This window comes from Selenomonas ruminantium subsp. lactilytica TAM6421 (assembly GCF_000284095.1).
GTDB classification, from domain to species: domain Bacteria; phylum Bacillota; class Negativicutes; order Selenomonadales; family Selenomonadaceae; genus Selenomonas_A; species Selenomonas_A lactilytica.
The window spans coordinates 2954224-2976640 of record NC_017068.1 but is presented as its reverse complement, the minus strand read 5'-3'; the positions used below and the strand labels follow the sequence as shown (position 1 = coordinate 2976640).

The window sequence follows — 22417 nt, the reverse complement described above, 5'->3', positions numbered from 1 at the left end:
AATGGGAAATTTTTAGTATGCTTAAGGGAAGCAAGTTGAGTTTTGAGAGGGGTAAGGTCATGGAGTCTTTGGTTCGTCAATTGTATGAAGTTCCCGGCAAGGTTATTATGCTGCATGATGGGGAATATCTGTTTCACGAAGGTGATCCGGCGAAATATTTCTATATCGTGCGTACAGGGCAGATATTCATCACGAAATATGCCACCAGCGGGCGGGTGCTGTCCTTGCGGTTAGCTACCCGCAGCAGCATTATTGGGGAATTGCCGTTGTTTGAGGATAATCCTACTTACATCTTCAATGCCATCGCCCAAAGTGCCGCTGAGGTCTACGCCATTGAATTCCCCGTATTGCAGAGCTATCTGGAAAAGCGTCCTCCTCTGGCAGTGAATATCCTGCGCATCATCAGCGCCCATATGCGCAAGCAGCATACGAAATTCCGGGATCTGCTGCTTTATGGCAAGAAGGGGGCGCTGTATTCCACCCTGATACGGCTGGCCAACAGTTATGGCAAAGAGGTGGATGGGGGAATCCTTATCTCCGTGCCCCTGACCAATCAGGAATTGGCCAATTATTCTGCGACCGCCCGGGAGAGCCTGAACCGCATGCTGGGAGAACTCAAGAAGGCGGATATCATCGAATACCGGGGACATCTGATCTTCATCAAGGACATGGATTACCTCAAGGACGCGATCCAATGTGAGAACTGCGGCCGGGAAGTCTGCAATATCGAATAAGGCTATGAAAAAATCGCTGGCAGAGACCAGCGATTTTTGTGTAAGAACTTATTTTTTTCGGTAGATGATATTGCTGCGGAACAGGTATTCAAAGGGGAAACTCAGACAATGCACCAGCCGCGTGAAGGGGAACAGCATGGCGGTCATCATCCAGCTCAGCATATGGATCTGGAAAACAAGGGGGACGTTTTCCATCAATCCAACCTCAGGCTGCAGCATGAGTACCGAGCGGAACCAGGGGGAGATGGTTTCACGGTAGTCGAAGCCGCCGGGGATATTGCTGACCGTGCCGATGGTGCCGGATACGATGGTCAGCAGCAGCACGAGATAGAGCAGTTTGTCCATGCCGCTGGTATTTACCTGCATGCGGTCATTGCCGGCAAACCGCCGCTGGCAGAGCCACAGAAAACCGCCGAGGAAGAGCACCGCCGCCGGCAGGCCGCCTGCGAGGCTCATAAGATGATACATATGCTCATCGGTGCCCGCAGCCTCGGTCATGAATTTTGGCACAAGGATGCCGACGCAGTGACCGCCGAAGGCCATCAGCAGGCCGATATGGAAAAGGGGATTGGCCCATTTCAGGTCGCGCTTAGACAGGAACTCGCTGGACTTCGTGGTCCAGTTGCGTTCATAGATGGTATAGCGCATAATGGTGCCCCCTGCGAAGATTGTCAGGGCGATATAGGGTAGCACCCCATAGAGGAATTCATTCATGCGGTTGCTCCCTCCAGTTCATCCGTTTCGGTCAAAATCACATCCAGCAGGAATGTATGGGCAAGTTTTGCCGCCACAAAGCGCTGGCGCAGCAGTTCAATCTTAGGCTGTATTCTGGACAGCACCTTGCCTGCCTGTTCGGCAGAGAGGTGGGCCGCCAATTCCAGCAGGGCAGGCAGGAAATCCGGCAGTTCCTTGTTCAGGTCATAGCCGTTGTCCAAGAAGAGATTCTTGAATTCCAGCATTTCCCGGGCCTGCTTGCCGAAGTCCGTGCGGTCGTGCATGGTCAGGTAGAGATTGGTATTCGCAGAAAACTCGAAGGTGCGGACATAGAGTTCTTCATATTCTTTATGTCCCATGATCTCGATATAATCCAAGGTGTCCAGGATGATCTGCTTGTTCTGCGGGTTCTCAAGGCTGGCTGCTTCCTGGCGGCAGGCGGGGAGTTTTGTCCACCATTCCGCATGGGGATAGGCGAAGAGATAGGCAGCCAAAGACAGCGTTTTCTGATATTCTGTTGTTTCGGTCATCATCAGCACCCTCCCGGACAGTTATAGCCACAGGAACCCTGCAGTTCTCGTAATTTATCTTCCGCTTGTTCCTGCAAACCAGCAGGAATGTTGAAACGGTCCTTATACTTGGCAATGCCCATCAGCCGGTACATGGCTTCATAGGTTTCCAGATCGTATTCCAGCCGGCGGGGAAGTTCCTCACCGGTCTCCTTGGCACGCATGACCATGCGCATATCCAGCAGACGCTGCAATACGTTTTCCACCACTGCCACATTGCCAGCGGCAAAGAGCTCGGCAATATAGGAAAGGGGGATGCGCATATCCTTTACGTCTGGCAGGTACACATCCGCTTCCGCCCGCCGGGTGATGGGGGACAGGGGCGGTACATACCAGACCATGGGCAGGGTGCGGTATTCTGCATGCAGGGGCAGGGCCACCTGCCATTCCTTGACCATTTTATAGACCGGGGAAGCCTGCGCTGCCTTGAGCCAGTTGTCAGGAATGCCTGCATCTTTGGCTGCCTTGATGACCTCTGGATCATGAGGATCCTGAAGGATATCCAGCATGCTGTGATAGATCTCACCTTTGTCCGGTGTCGAAGCCGCATCCTTGACCTTATCCATATCGTAGAGCAGCACGCCCATATAGCGCAGACGCCCTACGCAGGTATCGGCACAGATTGTAGGCAGGCCGTTTTCCAGGCGGGGGAAGCAGAAAATACACTTTTCTGCTTTATTGGTCTTCCAGTTGAAATAGACCTTCTTGTAGGGACAGGCAGGGATGCAGTGACGCCAGCCCCGGCAGCCGTCCTGGGACACCAGCACCACGCCGTCCTCCTCCCGCTTGTAGATGGCACCAGAAGGGCAGGCCGCTACACAGGCGGGGTTCAGACAGTGGTTGCAGGTGCGGGGCAGGTATTTCATGAAGAGGTCATGGAATTCCAGGGTGATATCTTCAGCGATATTCTTGAAGTTGTGATCCTGCCGGGCGGATTCCCCGGCGGCCAGATCGTCTTCCCAGTTCGGCCCCCATTTGATTTCCATGGGTTTCTGGGTGATCAGGGAACGGGGGCGGGCGATGGGCTGATGTTTTTTGCGCTTGGACGTGATCAGGGTTTCATAATCGTAGGTCCAGGGCTCGTAGTAATCATCCATTTCCGGCTGGTCGGGATGGTAGAAGAGCTTGGCTAAGCGTTCCAGCTTATTGCCGGAACGCAATTGCAGCTTGCCGCCTTTGAGCTCCCAGCCACCCTTCCATTTCTCCTGGTTTTCCCACTGTTTGGGATAGCCGATACCGGGTTTTGTCTCCACGTTGTTGAAGTACATGTATTCCGCACCCGGGCGGTTGGTCCAGACATTCTTGCAAGTGATGGAGCATGTATGACAGCCAATGCACTTGTCCAGATTCATGACCATGGAAATCTGTGCTTTAATCTTCAAGCCAATCTACCTCCTCCAGCTTGCGGGCCACCACATACATATCCCGCTGGTTGCCTGTGGGGCCATAATAATTGAATCCATAGCTTAATTGTCCATAGCCCCCGATCATATGGGTGGGCTTCATATGGATGCGTGTCGGCGTATTGTGGGTGCCGCCGCGGGTGCCGGAAATTTTGCTGCCCGGCACGTTGATATGGCGATCCTGGGCATGATGCATATAGACCACACCCCGGGGCAGGCGCGGGGATACCACGGCCCTTGAAACCACTACGCCATTATGGTTGTAGAGTTCCACCCAGTCATTGTCCCTGACGCCGATTTCAGCGGCATCCTTTTCATTGAACCAGACGGTCTGGCCGCCACGGAACAGGGTCAGCAGCTGCTGGCTGTCAAAGTACATGGAATGGGTGCTCCATTTGTTATGGGGCGTCAGATATTTCAGGGTGATTTCTCTTGTGCCGCCTAACTTGTTTTTGATGGGCATATAGTCCAGAATGGGCTTGTAAGTAGCCATGGACTCACCCATCTCGTGCATCATCTCATGGTCCAGGAAGAAGGACTGCCGTCCCGTAATGGTACGGAAGGGGACGAGTTCCTCGATACTGGTGGTGAAGGGCGTATAGCGCCGGTTCTGATTGCTGCCCGTGAAGGTGGGGGAGGTGATGGTTTCCCTTGGCTGCACGGCTACCTGCTCAAAGGTGAAGCGTTCATCTTCCCGGTCTTTGGCCAGCTTTGTGAGTTCATTGAGGCCGGTTTCCTTTTCCAGGGATTTCCAGGCCTTGACAGCCACTTTGCCATTGGTGGTGGTGGAAAGGCCTAATACCGCATCCGCAGCTTGTTTGGCATCGGCAATAGAAGGCATCCCATAGGAGATATAATCCTTATTCTGGATGGTGCCGTTGCGCTTGCCGATTTCTGCATATTCGGGGGCAGAATCCCAGCTCATGGAGAGGCTGCCCATTTTTTCCGACACCCCAGGGCCAAGGGCAATCCATTTTTCATAGACCTTGGTGAAATCCAGTTCCGTTTCCATAAGGTTTGGCATGGTCTTGCCGGGAATGGGTTCGCACTCGCCCTTGCTCCAATCGCGGATGCGGCCTGCGGGCTGGGCTGTTTCCCCTTCGCTGTCATGCTGGATGGGCATGGCAACCACATCCTTATAGGGCTGGACATTGGCTTCTTTGGCCACTTCGGAAACCTTTTTGGCCAAAGTCTTGAAGATTTCCCAGTCGGTTTTGGCCTCCCAAAGGGGATCGACTGCGGCCTGGAAGGGGTGGACGAAGGGATGCATGTCCGTGGAGGACAAATCATCCTTTTCGTACCAGGTGGCCGTGGGCAGTACCACATCGGCATAGAGGGCGGAGCTGGCCATGCGGAAGTCGAGGTCAATCAGCAAGTCCAACTTGCCATTGGCCGCACCATTAAGCTGGCTCAGTTCTGCTTCATCCCGCCATTTGATTTCCTCGGGGCGGTTAGGGGCTTCTTCCTCGGAGAACAGGCCGTTTTTTGTGCCTAAGAGATACTTCAGGAAGAATTCGTGGCCCTTGGCTGAGGAACCAATGAGGTTGTTGCGCCAGATAAAGAGATTGCGTGGGAAGTTGGCCGGATTATCCGGATCTTCCACGGAAAATTGCAGGCTCTTGTCCTTGAGGCTGTTGACGATATACTTCTTCACATCCATGCCGGCGGCTTTGGCCTCATCATGGAGCTGCTGGCCGCCCTTGTTGAAGGTGGGGTAGGAGGGCAGCCAGCCCAGACGTGCCGCCATGACATTATAGTCACCGGCATGGCGGTAGCGGGGGCTTACGCCTTCTGCAGTCAGATCGGACAGGTCAATTTCGTCGCTGCGCCACTGGTCTGTGGCAAAGTAATAGAAGGAGGTGCTGTTCTGCAGGCGGGGCGGCTTCTTCCAGTCAAGGCCTGTCATGATACGCTGCCAGCCCTCTGCCGGACGCAGTTTCTCCTGTCCCACATAATGAGCCCAGCCGCCGCCGTTGCGGCCTTCGGCGCCGACGAACAGCAGCAGGTTGAGGATCGTGCGGTAGACCACATCGGCGTGGAACCAGTGATTGATGCCGCCGCCCATAATGACCATGGTGCGCCCTTTGGTCTTGAGGCTGTTGTCGGCAAATTCCCTGGCCGTATGGATAACCGTTTCCATAGGTACGCCCGTGTATTTTTCCTGCCATTTCGGCGTATAGGGCACATCATCTTCATAGGAGGATGCCACTTCACCGCCAAGGCCGCGGTCAATGGCATAGTTGGCCAGCGTCAGGTCGTATACCGTGGTCACCAGAATCTCACCATCTGCCGTCTTGATGCGCTTGGCGGGGACTGCTCTGGTCAGCAGCCGGTTTTCCCGCTCATTGCCGAAGTAGGGCAGCTGGATTTCCACAATTTTATCCATGGAGCCCAGGACGGATAGCTGCGGTGTGATGGCATCGCCATTATCGCTGTTTTCCTCTTTGAGGTTCCATTTTTCCTTGCGGTCCCAGCGGTCACCCATGGTGCCATTGGGCACGACCAGGCTGCCGGTCTTCTCATCCATCACATAGTGCTTGAAATCGGCATGCTTGTCCTTGCGCCCCATATCCTGACCATTCAGGAAGCGGGTGGCCTGATATTTTCCATTTCGCTCTTCCAGACGAACGAGGAAGGGGAAGTCCGTATACTTGCGGGTGTATTCCACAAAGAATTCTGCCGGTTCGCCCCAATAGTATTCATTGAGGATCACATGGCCCATGGCCATGGCCATGGCGGCATCACTGCCCACCTTCAGGGGAATCCAGGTATCGGCTACCGTCGTGGATTCGGCGTAGTCCGGGGCGATGGAAACGACCTTCGTACCCTTGTAGCGGGCTTCCACTAAGAAATGGGCATCCGGCGTGCGCGTCAGGGGCACGTTGGAACCCCAGGTGATGATGTAGCCCGCATTGTACCAGTCGGAAGACTCGGGCACATCGGTCTGATCGCCCCAGACCTGCGGGCTGGCGGGTGGCAGATCCGCATACCAGTCGTAGAAGGAAAGGCCGGCACCGCCCATCAGCTGCATAAAGCGCAGGCCGCCGGCATAGGAAAGCATGGATTTTGCCGGGATTACGGAAAAGCCGAAATTCCGGTCCGGGCCATATTTTATGGCAGCATGGATCATGGAAGCCGCCACGATTTCGGAGGCTTCCTCCCAGGTGGAGCGAACAAAGCCGCCCAAGCCGCGGGCTTCCTTATATTGCTTCATTTTGGCCGGCTCGTTGGCGATACTCTGCCATGCTTCCAGCACGGTATGGTGATTTTTTTTCGCCTCCCGCCAAAGCTGCGCCAGTTCACTGCGCAGATATGGATATTTGATGCGATGGGGGCTGTAGAGATACCAGGAAAAGGATGCTCCGCGAGGACAGCCCCGGGGTTCGAAATCCGGCATATCCGGTGCTGTTTCCGGATAATCGTGGATCTGGTTCTCCCAAGCCACCAGACCATTCTTGACATAGATATTCCAGCTGCAGGAACCCGTGCAGTTCACCCCATGGGTGGAGTGCACGCACTTGTCAAAAGACCAGCGGTCGCGGTAGGTATTCTCCCACTCACGGCCGCCTTCGTTTAACTGCTGATGCCCGTTGGCTGATTTTTTCTTGGGAATAAGGTAGTTGAACTTTTGAAACACATTGCTCACCCTAAGCTCCTCCTAAAACACATACATCTGAATTATGCTTATTTTATCCGAATCACATGTTTTTTCATGTGATAAACATCACTTCCAGTGCAATAAAATACCCCTTGAGCAATAATGATATGCTCAAGGGGTACCTGTTATATGTTTTGTTTCACGTGCAACAATAGTGCTTTATTTGGTTCTGGTTACATTGTCACCATAGATGGTCTTGAAATCATCACGCATGGAAACCGGAATCCAGCCGTATTTTTCGCAGGAAGCCCGCATCTTGTCGGCTTTTTTCTGGTTGCCCAGTTCGCGTTCCGTGTCATCGCAGAGCAGGGAGAAGGCGAGGGCTTTGTATTTATTGTTGGTGATGGTGTAGTTGAACATACTGCCGTCACCGGAGCTGTTGCCGAAGGCCAGTACAGGCTGCTTGCCGATTTCCCGGGCGATGTTGGAAACCTTGTTCATCTTGACATCTTTGAGAGTGAATTCGCCGCGGATGACTTCATCATCCTTGCGATAGAGGTAGTCGAGGCCGTCGGTATCCCCCTGATGGGAGGCCAGGTTCCAGACGTCTGTGCCGATGATATTGTCCTTTTCAATGGGCATGATGCCATCGGTCAGGATGCGCAGCGCCTGACGGTCGGAGCCAGAAACCACGAAGATCTTGAACTTGTTGGCGTTCAGATAGGAAACGACTTCTACCATGGGCAGATAGAAGGAATCGCCGCGTTTGAGGTTGTTCAGGCCCTCTGCCGGTGTCTGCATGAATTTCTTCACGTAGGCTTCGTATTCCGGCAAGGTCATGCCGGCAAATACGGAGGCTTGGGATTTTGCCTCTTTGCGTTCCATATCTTCGGGCAGGGACCCTTTGTCGATGGCTGCTTTTACGACTTTTGCATATTCACGGTCTTCTTTTTTCGGGGTAAAGGTCGGATCGTTGAGTGCCCGTTCCAGATACATCATCCACTCGAAATAGGAGGGGGTGGTCTCGCAGATCAGGGTGCCGTCCAGATCGAAAACGGCGATGCGGTCTTCCACAGGAATGAAGTTCTTGCTCTTGGGGTTGGTTACGTCTTTGACATAATTGGTGAGTGCCTGATAGGACTTGGCATCTTTGTTCCAATACTTGAAGTTCGTGCCTTTTTGGTTTACAGAAATCTGAGCCAGCTCGGCGCGGGTAGCAGCTTCAGTGCTTGGTGCACTGGCCATAAAACCAAAACCGAGTGTTGCTGCCAATACGGCAGCGCAGAGTTTCTTGCTACGCATAAAAAAATACCTCCCCATAAAAATTCTGTGAACACTACACGTTTGTGGTATTCGTGATACAGATGCAAAAATCCTTGCAGAGAGGGAAAAAATTTTTGTATTCTTTTGTTGCACGTGAAACATCACCTGCTTTGGGCAACACTGGCCCAAAAGGCCTGGATGGCTCGGGGATGGTAACTGCTGCGCGGGACGGCAATGAATATTTCACGTTCCAGCAGGGGATGATCCAGCAGATAGTAGTTCAGCAGGTCATTAGGGGCAGCCATGCGGATCAGGGTGTCGGTCAGGAAGGTTGCCCCCAGGCCTGCCGCTGTCATATGATAGGCCGTCATCAGCTGGTTGAGGTAGAGGCGCACATGAGGCGTGATCTCTGCTTCCCGGAAGAGTTCCATGGTCCGGCGGTACATATCGTTGCCCTTGCCCAGCAGCAGGAAGGGAATGTCCTGGAAATCCTGCAGCCTGGCTATGGGCGCACTCACTTGCAGATGCTTGCCGGCGCTGATGTCCTGTTGGGAAAATGCGGATTCATTTTCGGGGGCCAAAGCCTTGGGCACGGCGAGCATAATCCTATCGGTAAAGAAGGTCAGGGATTCGAACTCCTTGGTATTGCATTCGCCGCTGTCAATGACGAGATCGATGGTACCCTGTTTCAGTCCCGCAAATAATTCCGCGCTGCTGGACTCGATTACGGAAATATGGATGTTGGGATGCTGTTCGTTGAAGTTTTTGATCAGCCGGGGCAGGAAGCAGGCTGTTACGAAGTTCGTGCCGCCAATCACCAGATTGCCGCTTTCCAGTTCTGCCAGATCGTTGACAAAGCGCTGGAGGTTTTTCTCTATCTGGAAGATTTTTTCAGTTGCTTCGATGTAAGCCCGCCCGGCGTCGGTGAGCCGCAAGGGAGAGTGAGAGCGGTCGAAGATGGGCAGGCCTAATTCCTGCTCGACTTTCTTTACTGCCGCAGATAGGGCTGGTTGTGTCATAAAAAGTTTTTTGGCTGCGGCGGAAAAACTCTTTTCCTCATATACCGTATAGACATATTCCCTGCCGGTCATTGCAAACACCTCTTCTATATAAAATATTTTTATATAATGTATATAGTTATATGTATTTGCTTATATTTTACGCTGATGGTATGCTTTAAGCAAGATGAACGTACGCAAATCTTCTTGAATCAATACGAGGAGTGAGCAATATGAAGACAATCGGCATTATGGGTGGCATGGGGCCAATGGCAACGGTGGATCTGATGCGAAAAATCATCATGGCGACACCAGCCAGATGTGATCAGGAACATATCCCCATGCTCGTGGATAATAACTGTACGATTCCCGACCGCACCCGAGCCATTAAGGGCTTGGGCGCATCCCCGGCACCGGAGATGGTGAAGACGGCCAAGCGTTTGATGATGGCCGGTGCGGATTTCATCATCATCGCCTGCAATACAGCCCATTATTTCCTGCCGGAAATCCTGCCGCAGATCACGATTCCGGTGTTATCCATCATCGATGTGACGATTGCCAGCGCCTGGGAAAAAGGCTATCGCAGTGTCGGCCTGCTGGCAACCAGCGGAACTATCAGCACGGGGCTTTATCAGGATGGCTTGGAGGCCAAAGGCATCCAATGCATTGCGCCGTCTGCAGAAAAGCAGCATCTGATCGATGATTTGATCTATGATGGTGTCAAGTCCACAAATAAGGCTTACGATACGACAGCGGTTAGGGAGCTGCTGAAGGAAATGCAGGTGCAGGGCGCTGAGGCCTTTATTCTTGGCTGTACGGAAGTGCCTGTGGCTGTAGATATGTATGGGCTGGAGGGCACATTTATTGACTCCACTGATGAGCTGGCCAAGGCGGCTGTTAAATTTGCCAAGATGGAAGCTACGGATGGAACCATGATTGCATAATGTCGTCTATATGTAGCACGTGAAACAATCCCCTGCAAGCAGAGTCCTTGCAGGGGATTGTTCGTGTGTAAAATGTTGTAAGGGGGATTAGCGGGCAAGTTTTTCAATAAGGGGGATTGCACCTTTTGCCATACCCGTACCGTCATGGCCGACGCCAGGTACTGTAATCAGCTGCCAGTTAAACTTTAAGTCCAAACTGGTGGCTTTTTCTTGTGCATTTTTATAGAAGTTATGTCCGCGTTCCAAACGATTTTGACCTTGTGCATCTGCTTCGGGGGTTTTGCGCAGAGCTCCTGAACGAAGTGTATCATTTTCACCTAAGAGAATGACAACTGGTTTAGTAAAGGCATTACGGAAATTTTCCTTCGTCAGATTCAGTCCTTTTATGCCATAGGAGTAAGGAATGCTTTCATCGGGCATGGTGTACCAGCCTGAATTGGCCGCAATGATGAGGTCAGCAGAGGTACCTTTGTTTAAGAGCACATAACGGTGAACGAGTTGAGCACCAGCAGAGTGACCATAGATGATGACACGGCTTTTCTTAGCGTTAGCCTGTTTTTTGGTTTCTTTGATGATGTTATCGATTACTGGGAAAATCCACTGTTTTGTTGGCTGTATGTTTCCACCTGTATTGTCGTTGTCGATAACGTTACCGAAGTTGTAATAACGCACGCCGGGAAATTTACTTTCGGTGAATTCTGGACAGGCGATGAGGAAATTATGCTTTTCCGCATATTCCTTCCAGCCTTGACAGTATTCTTCCGCATTGCGCTTCAGTCCGTGAAAGACGACGACAATGGGGCGGCCGTCTTGCCAGGCGGCTGGCTTGTAGGTATATACCTTTAGTGAATCGGTAGTGGCGCCAGCCGTTTCAGCCATGGAAAAATCACTTAGACCGGTGGGGAGTGGCTGTTTTTGTGCATGAACATCGTGAGATGGCAAAAGGATGCACGTTAATAACAGCAGCAACCCCATAAGTAGAGAACGACCCTTCATTAAAAAGCACTCCTTTCAAGGGTGATATAAATAATATTCTAACGGTAAGAATCTGCTATTTATGCTTCATCCTGACCGTAGTTTGTACGGATATATTCCCAGAATTTATCGACCAACGGTGGATGTTTTTCTTCCCGCCGTCTTACCATAGCAATATGCTTGTAAAAGGGCTCAGTTAAAGTGCGGGATACAACAGCAGCATGGTGGTTGAAATAGGTAAGCCCGCTTTCCGAAATCAGACTGACACCTAATCCAGAGTGGACGAGGTCAATCCGCTGGCCGGGTGTATTGCAGTAGGTAACGATATTCGGGGTGAAGCCTGCTTTCTGACAGGCTGCCATAAAGACGTCATAGGAAACATTTTCGGCCGTAGGGAAGATAAAATTTTCAGCCTGCAAGTCTTTTAGGTTGATTTGTGCATGATTTGCCAGCGGATGGGCTGGGGGGAGAATCACCATAAATGGTTCATGCTGCAAGGAGAGGAGTTCAAATTCCGCTGTGGACAATTCGTCGGGGACAGCCATAATGGCAATGTCTACTTCGTGATTGCCCAGCATGTGGCAGAGCTTTTTGCTCAGACAATTGGTCAGAGAAAATTGCATCTGCGGGGAGATTTCGGTATTGAATTTTGAAAATATATCGGTAAGGGGCAGTTTTCCCAGACCTGTAATCACGCCGATGTGCAAAGTGCCTTGATTGTCACGGGCATAGTGCTGCATTTGCAGCTCAAGATGATTGATATCGGCTATTATCTTTTGGGCGCAGCGGTAAAACTCTTCACCAGCCGGGGTTAATGTAATGGGATGGGAAATACGGTCAAGAAGTTTAACCCCTAAATCCTCTTCAAGTTTGTTTATTTGCTGCGATAGAGCAGACTGGGAGACAAAGAGTTGTTTCGCTGCTTTGGTAAAGTGGTGTGATTCTGCTACCGCCATAAAATACTGTATTTGCCGCAAGAGCATGACGCATCACCTTTCTGCGTTTTTTCGATTTCGCCATCATTATATACTGTTTTTTCATGTTTTGTCCAATTAGATTGGCTAATAAATTTAGAAGTATTGCGAATTTTACATTTAGTCTAGCAAATATTATGATAATGATGTGGCCATGACATTTTGTTTTACCAAAGAATATTTTACAGGAGGTAGTTGGGTATGGAGCTGGAAAAACAGCGCTATCTGGACGAACTAGCCAAGCTCGTTAATATCGACAGCGTTTCCTCTGAGCCAGAAGGTGCCGGTAAGATTGCTGCTTTTATGAAGGAAAAGTATGAATCGCTCGGCTGGCTGGCCGAAGAAGTCAGGTTGTCACCGACCATTGCACCTTGTCTGCGCATTGTCAATCGAGAGGCTGACCATTATGATGTATTGGTACTTGCGCATATGGATACCGTATTTCCTTTGGGAACAGCAGCTAAACGTCCTTTTACAATCGATGGAAATCGCGCCTATGGTCCTGGGGTAATCGATTGTAAGGCGGGGATGCTGAGCGGTTTTTACGCATTGGCCAATTTACAGGCACGGGGCGTTTTGCAAGAAGCCTCTATATGTGTGTTTCTCAACAGTGACCACGAGGGCATAAGTTCAAGGTATTCGGCAGTGTATTCTACGGAACTGGCCAGAAAAAGCCGCTACGTTCTTGTCCTGGAAGCTGGCCGTGCCAATGGAAATTTGGTTCATAAACGCAAAGGGATTGCCAGATACCATATCAATATCAAAGGGGTAGCGGCACATGCAGGGGTGGATTATCAGGCCGGTAGAAATGCCGTTGAGGAATTGGCCCATTGGATTATCGCCCTGCAGTCCGCCACGGATTTTACTAAGGAGACTACGGTAAATGTAGGCAAGGTCTGGGGCGGTACTGGCATAAGCGCCGTACCAGGAGAAGCCGGTGCCGAGGTTGATGTACGCTATTATGACAAGGCCGAAATAGAGCGTGTGTCTGGGGTTATGAAAGCATTACATAATCAGCCGCATGTAGAGGGAACGGCAGCTGCCGTGGAAGGTGGCATAACAAGACCGCCGATGCTTCCTACGGAAAAAACCATGGAGCTTTGCCGGCGCATTGATGAAATTGGGCAGGAAATCGGTGTCGATTTTGGCTGGACTGCCAGCGGTGGCGGTTCTGATGGCAGCTTTGCTGCAGCTGGTGGAACGCCGACCATTGATGGCTTAGGGCCAGTGGGCGGCGGTGCCCATAGTGAGGGTGAATATCTGGAAATCGATAGCATTATTCCCCGCTATGAGCTATTATGCCGGATTATACAGCATATTATCGGTTCGCGGTAAAAGAGGAGGAGAGCTTATGTTAGCGTTGGCCTTGGCTTTCGTAACGACTGTGGTTGTGGCCTACATGATCCTAAAAAAGAAAAATGCACAAACGGTGCTCTTTGCCGGGGGCATTTTCTTGATGGCGATGACCATTCTGCTGGGATATCCATTATTGGATGCAAAGAAAACAACGGGGATGGTCTGGTTTGATATCTTTAAGTTTATCGAGGATACGTTTAGTTCCCGTGCAGCCGGTATAGGTTTGCTCATTATGGCTGTCGGTGGCTTTGCCAAATATATGGAGCATATCGGCGCCAGCCGGGTTTTGGTTCATCTGTCCGCCAAGCCGCTTAGCATGCTGAAATCTCCCTATTTGTTGCTGGCCGTAAGCTATGTGGTGGGACAGCTGTTAAATATCGTTATTCCGAGTGCCGCAGGGTTATGTGTGTTGCTGATGGCTACTTTGTATCCGGTCCTCATTAGCTTGGGCGTCAGCCGCTTATCGGCAGCGGCCGTTATTGCCACCGCACCTTGTTTGGATTTGGGGCCGGCTTCTGGTACCGCTGTGTTTGCTGCGAAAACTGCAGGTTTGGATGTCGCAGATTATTTCGTTGGTGAGCAGATTCCTATCGCCGTGGTGACGATTTTGGCTATTGCGGTAACGCATTTTGTGGTTCAGCGTTGGTTTGACCGACGGGATGGTATCGAGGCTAAGTCCATGGAATTTGTCGCTGTGGAAAAGGATGATTCCCTGCCGCCAGCGATTTATGCGATTTTGCCGTTGGTACCCATTGGGTTGGTGCTCGTATTCAGCAAGCTGTGTATCACGACAATAAAAATGCCCGTGGTAACTGCGATGATTATCAGCATTGCTTTGGCGATGCTGTTTGAGTTGCTTCGGACGCGTGATGTAAAGACGGTGTTTGACAGCATAAAGGTCTTCTTTGATGGCATGGGCAAGATTTTTGCTACGGTCATTACGTTGATTGTAGCCGGTGAGACCTTTGCTTTTGGCTTGACGAAAATCGGGGCAGTGGACATGATTATCAGCGGTGCACAGAGCTCTGGCTTCGGAGCGGCTGGGATTACTCTGGTTATGGTGATGATTGTAACGGTATCGGCGGTCATTATGGGTTCAGGTAATGCACCCTTTTATTCCTTTGGTGCTTTGGTGCCGGATATTGCCGCGAAGCTGGCAATTTTACCGGCCGCGATGATAACGCCGATGCAGATGGCTTCCAGCATTGCCCGCAGCGCTTCGCCGATTACGGCAGCAGTAGTTGCTGTGGCTGGTGTAGCAGATGTGTCGCCTGTGGATGTCGTAAAACGGACGGCCATTCCTATGCTCGTGGCTTTGGTTACGTCCTTTGTTATGTCAGTTCTGGTGTGATTCATATTTTCGATTAAAGAGGAGTGCAGGTTATGAAAAAAACAGTTTTATCCATGCTGTCCGCTGGTCTGGTAATGGGCGCAGCTACCGGTGTCAGCGCCGCTGCCAATCCTTTTTCGGATGTACCAGCAGACCACTGGGCATACGATGCCATAGCGACACTGGCTGCGGATGGGGTTATCGAAGGTTATGGTGATGGCAGCTATCAGGGAGCGCGCAACATCACTCGCTACGAAATGGCGCAGATGGTGGCTAAGGCCATGGCCAAAGATAAGGGCAGTGCAGCTGACAAAGGTCTTGTGGATAAGCTGGCAGCTGAGTTTGCTGAGGAATTAAATAATTTTGGTGTACGTGTGACCAATTTAGAGCGAAATGCGGATCTGGTAAAGTGGTCAGGGGAAGCGCGTTATACCTACACCAGCCAGCGAACAGAGGACAACAAGGGCAAGATGAGTGATTCCACTTCAGAAGCGTTTTTATTGCGTCTTGAGCCTAAGGCACAGGTCAATAAGAATTGGAACGTACATGCACGCTTGGATTCAACCGTTGATGTGCGGGAAGACAGCACAGATAATGTGGCCTTAAAACGGCTCTGGGCGCAGGGAAATTATAAGAACTTCAATGTGAAGATAGGGCGCATTCCAGATACGACAAATTATGACAAGAATTTGATGTTTTTCACACAATTATCCGGTGTTGAGGTAAACTATGGCCAGAAGGTCAAGGTACAGGCTCGTGCAGGCCGTATAAATAAGGATAATCTGCGCTATGATGAAGCATTGAAACGGGCAACGAAACGCAAGATTAGCGAGGATGTGGCCAGCATCCAAAGCTTAGCGGTAACGGTTAGTCCGGGAAAGCTGTCTTTGACGGGAGCATATTATCATTTTAAGAGTGGGATGTTTAAGGATACGTTTTACAGCAAAGGTGCTAATGAAGAAAATGCGCATATCTGGGAAGGTGCAGCAACTTACCGCTTCGACAAGAATGTATCCTTAACGGGTGCTTATATGCAGAATACCGCCGCAGATTACTATAAGCGTTCAGGACTCGTGCATCTTGCCTATAAGGGCGCCAATAAATTGCATCAGGGTTCATGGGGGGCTTATCTCTCGTATCGTCATCAAGGCGGCAATACCTCCATGTATCCGTCCTGCGATGGTGCTTTCTATAATACCAAGGGTATAGAAGTGGGCGCCCAGTATACCATTTTGCCTAATGTTCAGGCAAAGGCAATCTATTTTAACGGCAAGCAGTTGGAAAATGACCGCAAAGCAGAAAAACTGTTCGGCCGAGTGGAATATTGGTTCTGATTATATCGTTTTATCTTTATGTTGCACGTGAAACAAGGCCCTGCAAGCGATTGGCTAGCAGGGCCTTGTTTCAGCTGATTTGCCATGTTACATGGCTGCCCTTATCGTCTTTCCTGACAAGCAGTTGATTGTCGATTTCCTGTTTGAGTTCCGTCACATGGGAGATGATGCCGATGAGCTTATCGCCGCCGGACAGGCGCTTGAGCACGCGGATGGCCTGCCCCCGGGAGTGGTCATCAAGGGAGCCGAAGCCTTCATCGATGAACATAATATCGAGGTTGATGGCGGCGGTGTTGGCCTGAATCTGGTCGGCAAGACCCAGGGCTAACGACAGAGCTGCCATAAAGGATTCACCGCCTGAGAGGGTTTTGATATCCCGCTCCTGACCGGTGACGGTGGAGTAAACCCGGAGGTCGAGACCGCGATTCTTGCCTTGCCCCGCATCTTCCACAGGCATCAGGCGCAATTCAAATTGTCCGGCGGACATCTCAGCAAAGCGGTAATTGGCGGCCAGAAGGATTTGCTGAAGATAATGGCGCTGGACGAAGGTTTCAATATCCATGCGGCTGCCCGTCATTTTACCGGAGAGGCGACTGTAGAGATTTTCGATGCGCGCCGCCGCAGCAATTTTATTGTTGCGATTGTACATAAGTTCGTGTAAGGAGGCGGTTGCTTCTTCATTGCGCTGTCGCAGCTGTTGCAGGTGTTTTAGCTTTTCATCCAGTTCCTGCCATTGGGTATTGAGCATATTATGGGCGGTAGCCATAGTTTCCAAGTCGGGACGCTCCTGTCCGTTGATATTTTTAAGCTGGGTTTCTTTCTGCCCCTGGACTTTTAGGGCCGTATTTTTATACTGCTGATAACGAGTTCGTTTATCCTCGCCATCTTGAGCGGTGTATTCGGCGGTCAGAGCCTGCCATTGCACTTCAGTCATATTTTTGGCTGTGCATTGTTTTTGATATGCGTCATAAGCCGTTTCCTTGGCCATATTTTGCTGGGGAATTTTTTTACTGCAGTCCTTGATGATGGTTTCAGCTTCCTGCCGAGCTTTTTGGGCTACTGATAGTTCGCCTTCGGCTTTTTGAGCTTTTTCCTGTGCCTGTTGGAGTTGTTTTTGACCGGCCGCTAATGCTGCTTCGGCAACTGCAGGGGAGGCATAGGTCTGCTGCCCTTTTAAGGTGGATAGCTGGCTGGAAAGCTTCTGCCACTTGGTTTCGAGTTCCCGGTGCCTTGCGTCGGCCGTTTGGGCAATTTGTTCCAGTTCTTCAAGCTTATTGCTGCTGGTAGTCAGTTTCTCTTTGAGTGCATTGGCTTCCTGTACTTCCTGTGAATATTTTTGCAGGTTTCGCTGGATGACGGCGGCCCATTTATGCAATTCCTGGGCGATAGCAGACAGGCTGGTGTCGGAGGGAATTTTGGCTTCCTGCAGGCTGTCCGTGAATTTTTCCTTGGCAGAGTGGTATTGCTCCGTGAGATTTTTGCAGTTAGTCAGAGCTTCACTGGCCTTTTGGGCGGCCTTGCTCTGCTGAATGTTGAGCTGATTGACCTGCTTCTGTAAGTCTTCCAATGCGTGCCGTTCTAACGGTTGTTCTTTGGCAGACAGGACATAGGGCTGGGGATGTGTGGTGGACCCGCAGACCGGGCAGGGCGTATTGGGCTCTAAGGCGGCCGCTAAAAGTCCAGCTTGGGCATTCAGGAAAATCCGATGGGCGTGTTCATAGGCATCACGTTTCTGTTGGTAGTTATCTTCTGCCTGTTTGAAGGAATTTTGTGCCTGTGTTGCTGCGTCCTGAGCGGCTGCGCGCTTTTGATCCAGGTCTGCCAGTTCCAGCTGTTGTTTTTGCCAGACTTCTACTTTCCCCTGTTTTTCTGCCCATTTCTGTTTTTCACCTTCGGCTGAGGACAATTCCTGAAAGCGCTTGTTCCATTGCTTGATGTCCTCGTTAAAAGCAGTTAAGTTTTTTTGTGCCTTCTCTTTTTCCGTCTGGGCAGCAGCAGCTTGCGCTTTGGCAGCGGCACAGGCTTTTTCGGCATCGGCTATGGCGGCAAAATTTTCTTTGGCGGCCGTAACTTTTGTCTGCAGTGCGGAGAAGGCGGATAATTCCTGTGTGTATGCCTTCTTGGCTGCCTGACTTTGGCTCGTGGCTGTTTCTTCAGCTGTTTTGAGTTCGGGAAGGCGGGCTGTTTTGCGTTCCTTTTGGGCCATGGTATCCTGCAGAAGTTTTGCCTGACTGGCGTAAAGGTCATGGGCGGACTTTATCTGATAGGCATCCATGATTGCCTGAGCGAGTTGGGCATTTTTTTCCTGCTCGCTCTGCTGATCTGCGAGTTCCTTTTCCTGTTCCGTAATCTTATCCAATTCAGCATAAGCGCCTGCGAGAAGTTTTCCCGCAGTATACTGGGATATGCTCTGTTCTCTTTGCGCCGATAGCGTCGTAAAGTCCTGCTTGAGTTCCTTTTCCTGTTGAGCAAGGCTTTCACAGAGAGAGGGTAATTCTTCCAGCAGTTTTTCGATGGTGACGATATTCGGCTTTTCGGACTTAATGATGGCTGCTTTTAGTTCGGCTAGTGGGTGGTCAGAGGCTATACTTTCCGGTAACTGTATATCTTCGGCTTTCAGTTTGCAGCGCAGCAGAAGCTTGTCCATTTCGCTCTGGGCTGCTTTGTTTCGCTCCTTTAAGTTATCCGTAATCTGCTGGAAAATCGCGGTATTGAACAGCCTGCGAAAAATCTCCTTTTTTGTGCCTGAGTCTGTGCGCAGAAGTTCCATAAATTCCCCTTGAGCAATCATGCCTACCTGCATGAATTGCTCTTTGGTCAGACCGATGATTTCCTGCAGTTTGTGGTTGATTTCGTTATTTTTACCGCTGAAATCTCGGCCATCCGGCAGGGTAAGGAAGATCGCTTCATTGACAGGGATATCGCCACCCTGGCCCCGCTGGCGCTTGCGCAGATGGGCAGGCATCCGGTGGACGGTATAGATTTCCTCGCAGCCGCCTTTGATCTCACTGAAGGTCAGCTCGACGAAGGGTTCAATCTCCCGGCCGACAAATTGGCTTTGCAGGTCATTGCCTGTTTTCTTGTTGGTGTTGGAGCTGTTTTCCCCGTAGAGGGCATAGACAAGTGCATCGAAGATCGTGGTCTTGCCGGCACCGGTATCGCCTGTGATAAGGAAGAGACTTTGGCTGGGACGGGTAAAATCGATGATGGTTCGCTCGCCGTAGGAGCCAAATGCCTGCAAGGTAAGTTTTATCGGTTTCATGTCAGATCCTCCAATCAGCGTGCCTGCTGTACTTCGTTGATGATTTCTGTAAGCAGCTGCTCTTCGTCCAGGCCAAGATCGCCTAAGAAATTCTTGCACAGGTCAAAGGGGGAGAGGATGTCCTGGGCGGTGACCTTCTGCCCATAATCAACCTGCCGCTGTCCCGCCCGCCGGATTTCCAGAAGATTGGGGAAGGCTTCCCTTAATCTGTCCTGCATATCGAAAACATCGAGGTCTTCCTTGTCTGTCAGGGTGATGCTGACATAATCCTCAGAGGGCATGGCCAGGATATTTTTGAGCGTATCCTTCAATTTGCGTACGGGATGCAGCGGCGTGAGGGGCAGGAGGGTGGTGGTCACCGTACCTTTGGCCCCCAGTTCTACCTCGATGATGCCCTTGTTTTGCCCTGCTTCACTGATGGAGCAGGCCAGGGGGGTCCCACAGTAGCGATAGCATTCCTGCCCGTTCAGTTGCTGGGGCTTATGGATATGCCCCAGAGCTGCGTAGTCGAATTGCTCCAGTATATCGCCATTGATGGCATCGATATTGCCCACCGTGATGATTTCGGAATCGCTGCGGAGAATATCTGCGGCCGTGCCGCCCGTGGACAGGTAGAATTGATGGCTTACGAGCACATTGCGCTGTGCTTTATCGATTGTTTCACGTGCAACAAGGGCATGGAGGGCGGCATCGTAGGTGAGATTATTGCCATTCTCGTCCGTGCCGGTAATGGCCTTGACCATGGATGGTTTGACAAAGGGCAACAGGTAGAAGTTTACGGGGCCGTGGTCATCCTGCAGGGTAACCTTGGCAATGGTCTCGTCTTCCTCCATGGGGGGCAGGCCAATCATATGGAGATGATGGCGGGCGAGCAGGGAACGGAAGACATTGACACGGGGAGCACTGTCATGGTTGCCGGAAATCAGCATGATTTCTGCCTGGGGCAGGGCTTCACATAAATTGGTAATGAATTCGTCGAAGAGGGAGACGGCTTCGGCGGAGGGGACGGCCTTGTCATAGATATCGCCTGCAATCACGACAGCATCAGGCTGACGCTGGGCCGCATGGGCAACGATTTCCTGTAATATATACTGCTGGTCTTCCCGCAGATCATGGTTAAGTAATTTTAAGCCGATATGCAGGTCCGAAAGGTGGAAAAATTTCATGGCAATGCCTCCTTGTTTTTTAGCTGCCTTCATTATACTGCATTTTAGATAAGGGAAAAAGCCAGCCCCATGGGAGGTCTGGCTTTTTTGACGGAGGTAATATATTTTTACTTGATTACGTTCCAATTATGGTCGCAACTGGGGGTAATTGTGCCTTTTTCCTGCACATAGCGGATCATGAGATTGCGCATCTGGCCGTCATCACCATATTTGCGCATGGAGTCAAAGACAATCTTGGGCTTTTTGCCGTTGGTATAGCCCATGGCATCCATGTAGCCGCTGCCGCCGTTCATGCGGTAATCGTTGATGGCCAGCGTGAACTTGTCGCTATCTTTGACATCCTTGCCCTGATACTGCAGTTTGGTAATGCGTTGCCCTACGGGCTTGGTCATGTCAATGGTGTAATCCACGCCCTGCAGCATATCGTAGTTGTAGTCCGGCGAAGTGCCATAGAAGCTGGCGGCATGTTCCATGTATTTGCGCAGCTCGGCCCCGTTGATTTCAATGCCGTAGAGGTAATTTTCATAGATGTAGAGGCCGGACATTTCCTGCAGGGTAATGTCGTCCTTGCTGATATTCTGGCTGGTGTTGAAGGAAGCCGAAGCGGACAACTGGGTCCCCGCATAGTGGCGCTGGACTTCATTGACTAAATCCACGATGGCGGAGTCCTGATGATTGGATTCGGTACCGCTGTATTCCGCAGAGGCCTTGCCGATTACAGTCTGCAGATGCTTCAGCGTCTTTTCATGCCATGGTTTTACTTGTTTGATGATTTGCGGGTCATCTTCTACACCCTTGGTGGAAAGGGCCTGGGTGGCGACTTTTTCCACCTGCCATTTGCCGTTGACCTTGTTGATGGTCAGTACGCTCTTGCCCACGAATTTGCCATCTTTGCCGCTTTCCACAACGGGCACGCCATTGATGACGGAATCTGCATACTGGGTGCCATCGGGGCCCGTGATGCCGGATTTGTTGTCGATAACTACATGGTTATGGGCACAGACCAGCAGGGACAATTCCGGGCAGGCCTTGGCGATGTCCACCACCTGATTTTCCGCACCGCTGCGGTCATTGCGGGGGACACCGGAATGAGTAATGCCGATGATGATATCCGCCCCCTGAGCTTTCAGTTCTTTGACACACTGCTGGAAGACAGGTACCTGATCGGCGAAATGCACGCCGGCAAAATGGGAGGGATCTTCAAACATGGGGATAGCAGGAGTATCCGTGCCTATGATTCCCACATTGACCTTTTCGCCATCGATGGTTACAGTCTTCATGAGATAGGGACGCACGCCGCTCCATGTTTTGCCGGTCTTGTCTTCAATGACATTAGCGCCCAGCACATTCTTATTGCTGCCAATGGCTTTTTTCAGGTAATCCAGGCCGAAGTTGAATTCGTGGTTGCCCAGCTCGATGGCATCATAGCCGATGGTATTGAAGGCATCAAACATGGGATGGGTTTTCCATTCGTTGGGGTGCTGGACCATATAGGTATCCAGCGGCGTGCCCTGCAGGATATCCCCGCCATCCACGACGAGAATGTCATCATTGGGGCCCTTCTGACTGCGTGCCTGCTTGATGATGGTGCTGACCTTGGCCAGTCCCAGATTAGCCGGCTGGGCGGTAAAGTAATTCCAGCCGATGACACTGCCATGGATATCGGAGGTGGAAAAAACCGTCAGGTCGCCAGCAAAAGCTGTACCTGAAGTGATAGCTGCCGACAGTGCGGCCAGTGCCATGGTTTTTAGTGAACGTTTCCCAAACATAGTATTGCCTCTTTTCCTTATTGAATCC

Annotated in this window: 16 protein-coding genes; 5 read left to right on the top strand and 11 right to left on the bottom strand. The window is 51.1% G+C overall.

Annotated elements, in window-relative coordinates; genetic code table 11:
• The first annotated feature begins 59 nt into the window (after nucleotides 1-59).
• Nucleotides 60-734, top strand: a complete 675-nt coding sequence (locus SELR_RS14295; protein WP_014425927.1) for a Crp/Fnr family transcriptional regulator — start codon at nucleotides 60-62, stop codon at nucleotides 732-734.
• A 48-nt stretch (nucleotides 735-782) separates the two neighbouring features.
• Here the strand turns inward: SELR_RS14295 and narI are convergent, their stop codons facing one another.
• The 6 genes from narI to SELR_RS14265 all read right to left on the bottom strand — a co-directional run bounded on the left by narI (nucleotide 783) and on the right by SELR_RS14265 (nucleotide 9372).
• Nucleotides 783-1448, bottom strand: a complete 666-nt coding sequence (gene narI, locus SELR_RS14290; RefSeq protein ID WP_014425926.1) for a respiratory nitrate reductase subunit gamma — start codon at nucleotides 1446-1448, stop codon at nucleotides 783-785.
• Entirely contained in the window at nucleotides 1445-1981 is a 537-nt protein-coding gene (gene narJ, locus SELR_RS14285; RefSeq protein WP_014425925.1) for a nitrate reductase molybdenum cofactor assembly chaperone, read from the bottom strand. Before narJ ends, narI begins: the two co-directional genes overlap by 4 nt.
• Entirely contained in the window at nucleotides 1981-3399 is a 1419-nt protein-coding gene (gene narH / locus SELR_RS14280) for a nitrate reductase subunit beta (protein ID WP_014425924.1), read from the bottom strand. Before narH ends, narJ begins: the two co-directional genes overlap by 1 nt.
• Complete coding sequence (locus SELR_RS14275) at nucleotides 3389-7066, bottom strand: nitrate reductase subunit alpha (protein WP_014425923.1); 3678 nt, start codon at nucleotides 7064-7066, stop codon at nucleotides 3389-3391. The genes narH and SELR_RS14275 overlap by 11 nt, the downstream gene beginning before the upstream one ends.
• Before the next feature lie 171 nt (nucleotides 7067-7237).
• Nucleotides 7238-8320, bottom strand: coding sequence for a haloacid dehalogenase-like hydrolase (locus SELR_RS14270; RefSeq protein WP_014425922.1), 1083 nt, complete (start codon nucleotides 8318-8320; stop codon nucleotides 7238-7240).
• Between the two features lie 122 nt (nucleotides 8321-8442).
• Nucleotides 8443-9372 (bottom strand): LysR family transcriptional regulator, encoded by a 930-nt coding sequence (locus SELR_RS14265; protein ID WP_014425921.1) that lies wholly within the window; start codon nucleotides 9370-9372, stop codon nucleotides 8443-8445.
• 140 nt (nucleotides 9373-9512) lie between these two features.
• Here SELR_RS14265 and cuyB point away from each other — a divergent pair, with 140 nt between their 5' ends.
• Nucleotides 9513-10223 carry a cysteate racemase gene (cuyB, locus tag SELR_RS14260; protein ID WP_014425920.1) on the top strand — a complete coding sequence of 237 codons (711 nt, stop codon included), beginning with the start codon at nucleotides 9513-9515 and terminating at the stop codon, nucleotides 10221-10223.
• Between the two features lie 87 nt (nucleotides 10224-10310).
• Here cuyB and SELR_RS14255 read toward each other — a convergent pair whose 3' ends face one another.
• Nucleotides 10311-11219, bottom strand: coding sequence for an alpha/beta hydrolase family protein (locus tag SELR_RS14255; protein ID WP_014425919.1), 909 nt, complete (start codon nucleotides 11217-11219; stop codon nucleotides 10311-10313).
• A gap of 59 nt (nucleotides 11220-11278) precedes the next feature.
• Entirely contained in the window at nucleotides 11279-12181 is a 903-nt protein-coding gene (locus tag SELR_RS14250; RefSeq protein WP_014425918.1) for a LysR family transcriptional regulator, read from the bottom strand.
• 192 nt (nucleotides 12182-12373) lie between these two features.
• Between SELR_RS14250 and SELR_RS14245 the strand changes: the two genes are divergently transcribed.
• Genes SELR_RS14245 through SELR_RS14235 form a run of 3 tightly spaced genes read left to right on the top strand, consistent with a single transcriptional unit; the run spans nucleotide 12374 to nucleotide 16192 of the window.
• Nucleotides 12374-13507 (top strand): M20 family metallopeptidase, encoded by a 1134-nt coding sequence (locus SELR_RS14245; RefSeq protein ID WP_014425917.1) that lies wholly within the window; start codon nucleotides 12374-12376, stop codon nucleotides 13505-13507.
• Nucleotides 13508-13523: 16 nt separating this feature from the next.
• Nucleotides 13524-14879 carry a C4-dicarboxylate transporter DcuC gene (dcuC, locus tag SELR_RS14240; protein WP_014425916.1) on the top strand — a complete coding sequence of 452 codons (1356 nt, stop codon included), beginning with the start codon at nucleotides 13524-13526 and terminating at the stop codon, nucleotides 14877-14879.
• A gap of 32 nt (nucleotides 14880-14911) precedes the next feature.
• Nucleotides 14912-16192 (top strand): S-layer homology domain-containing protein, encoded by a 1281-nt coding sequence (locus SELR_RS14235; RefSeq protein ID WP_014425915.1) that lies wholly within the window; start codon nucleotides 14912-14914, stop codon nucleotides 16190-16192.
• A 70-nt stretch (nucleotides 16193-16262) separates the two neighbouring features.
• On the opposite strand, the gene SELR_RS14230 is transcribed toward SELR_RS14235, so the two are convergent.
• The 3 genes from SELR_RS14230 to SELR_RS14220 all read right to left on the bottom strand — a co-directional run bounded on the left by SELR_RS14230 (nucleotide 16263) and on the right by SELR_RS14220 (nucleotide 22389).
• Entirely contained in the window at nucleotides 16263-19454 is a 3192-nt protein-coding gene (locus tag SELR_RS14230) for an AAA family ATPase (protein WP_014425914.1), read from the bottom strand.
• A 14-nt stretch (nucleotides 19455-19468) separates the two neighbouring features.
• A complete protein-coding gene (locus SELR_RS14225) occupies nucleotides 19469-20620 on the bottom strand; it encodes an exonuclease SbcCD subunit D (protein ID WP_014425913.1) in 1152 nt (383 codons plus the stop codon).
• A 107-nt stretch (nucleotides 20621-20727) separates the two neighbouring features.
• Nucleotides 20728-22389 carry a bifunctional metallophosphatase/5'-nucleotidase gene (locus tag SELR_RS14220; RefSeq protein WP_014425912.1) on the bottom strand — a complete coding sequence of 554 codons (1662 nt, stop codon included), beginning with the start codon at nucleotides 22387-22389 and terminating at the stop codon, nucleotides 20728-20730.
• Nucleotides 22390-22417 lie beyond the last annotated feature (28 nt).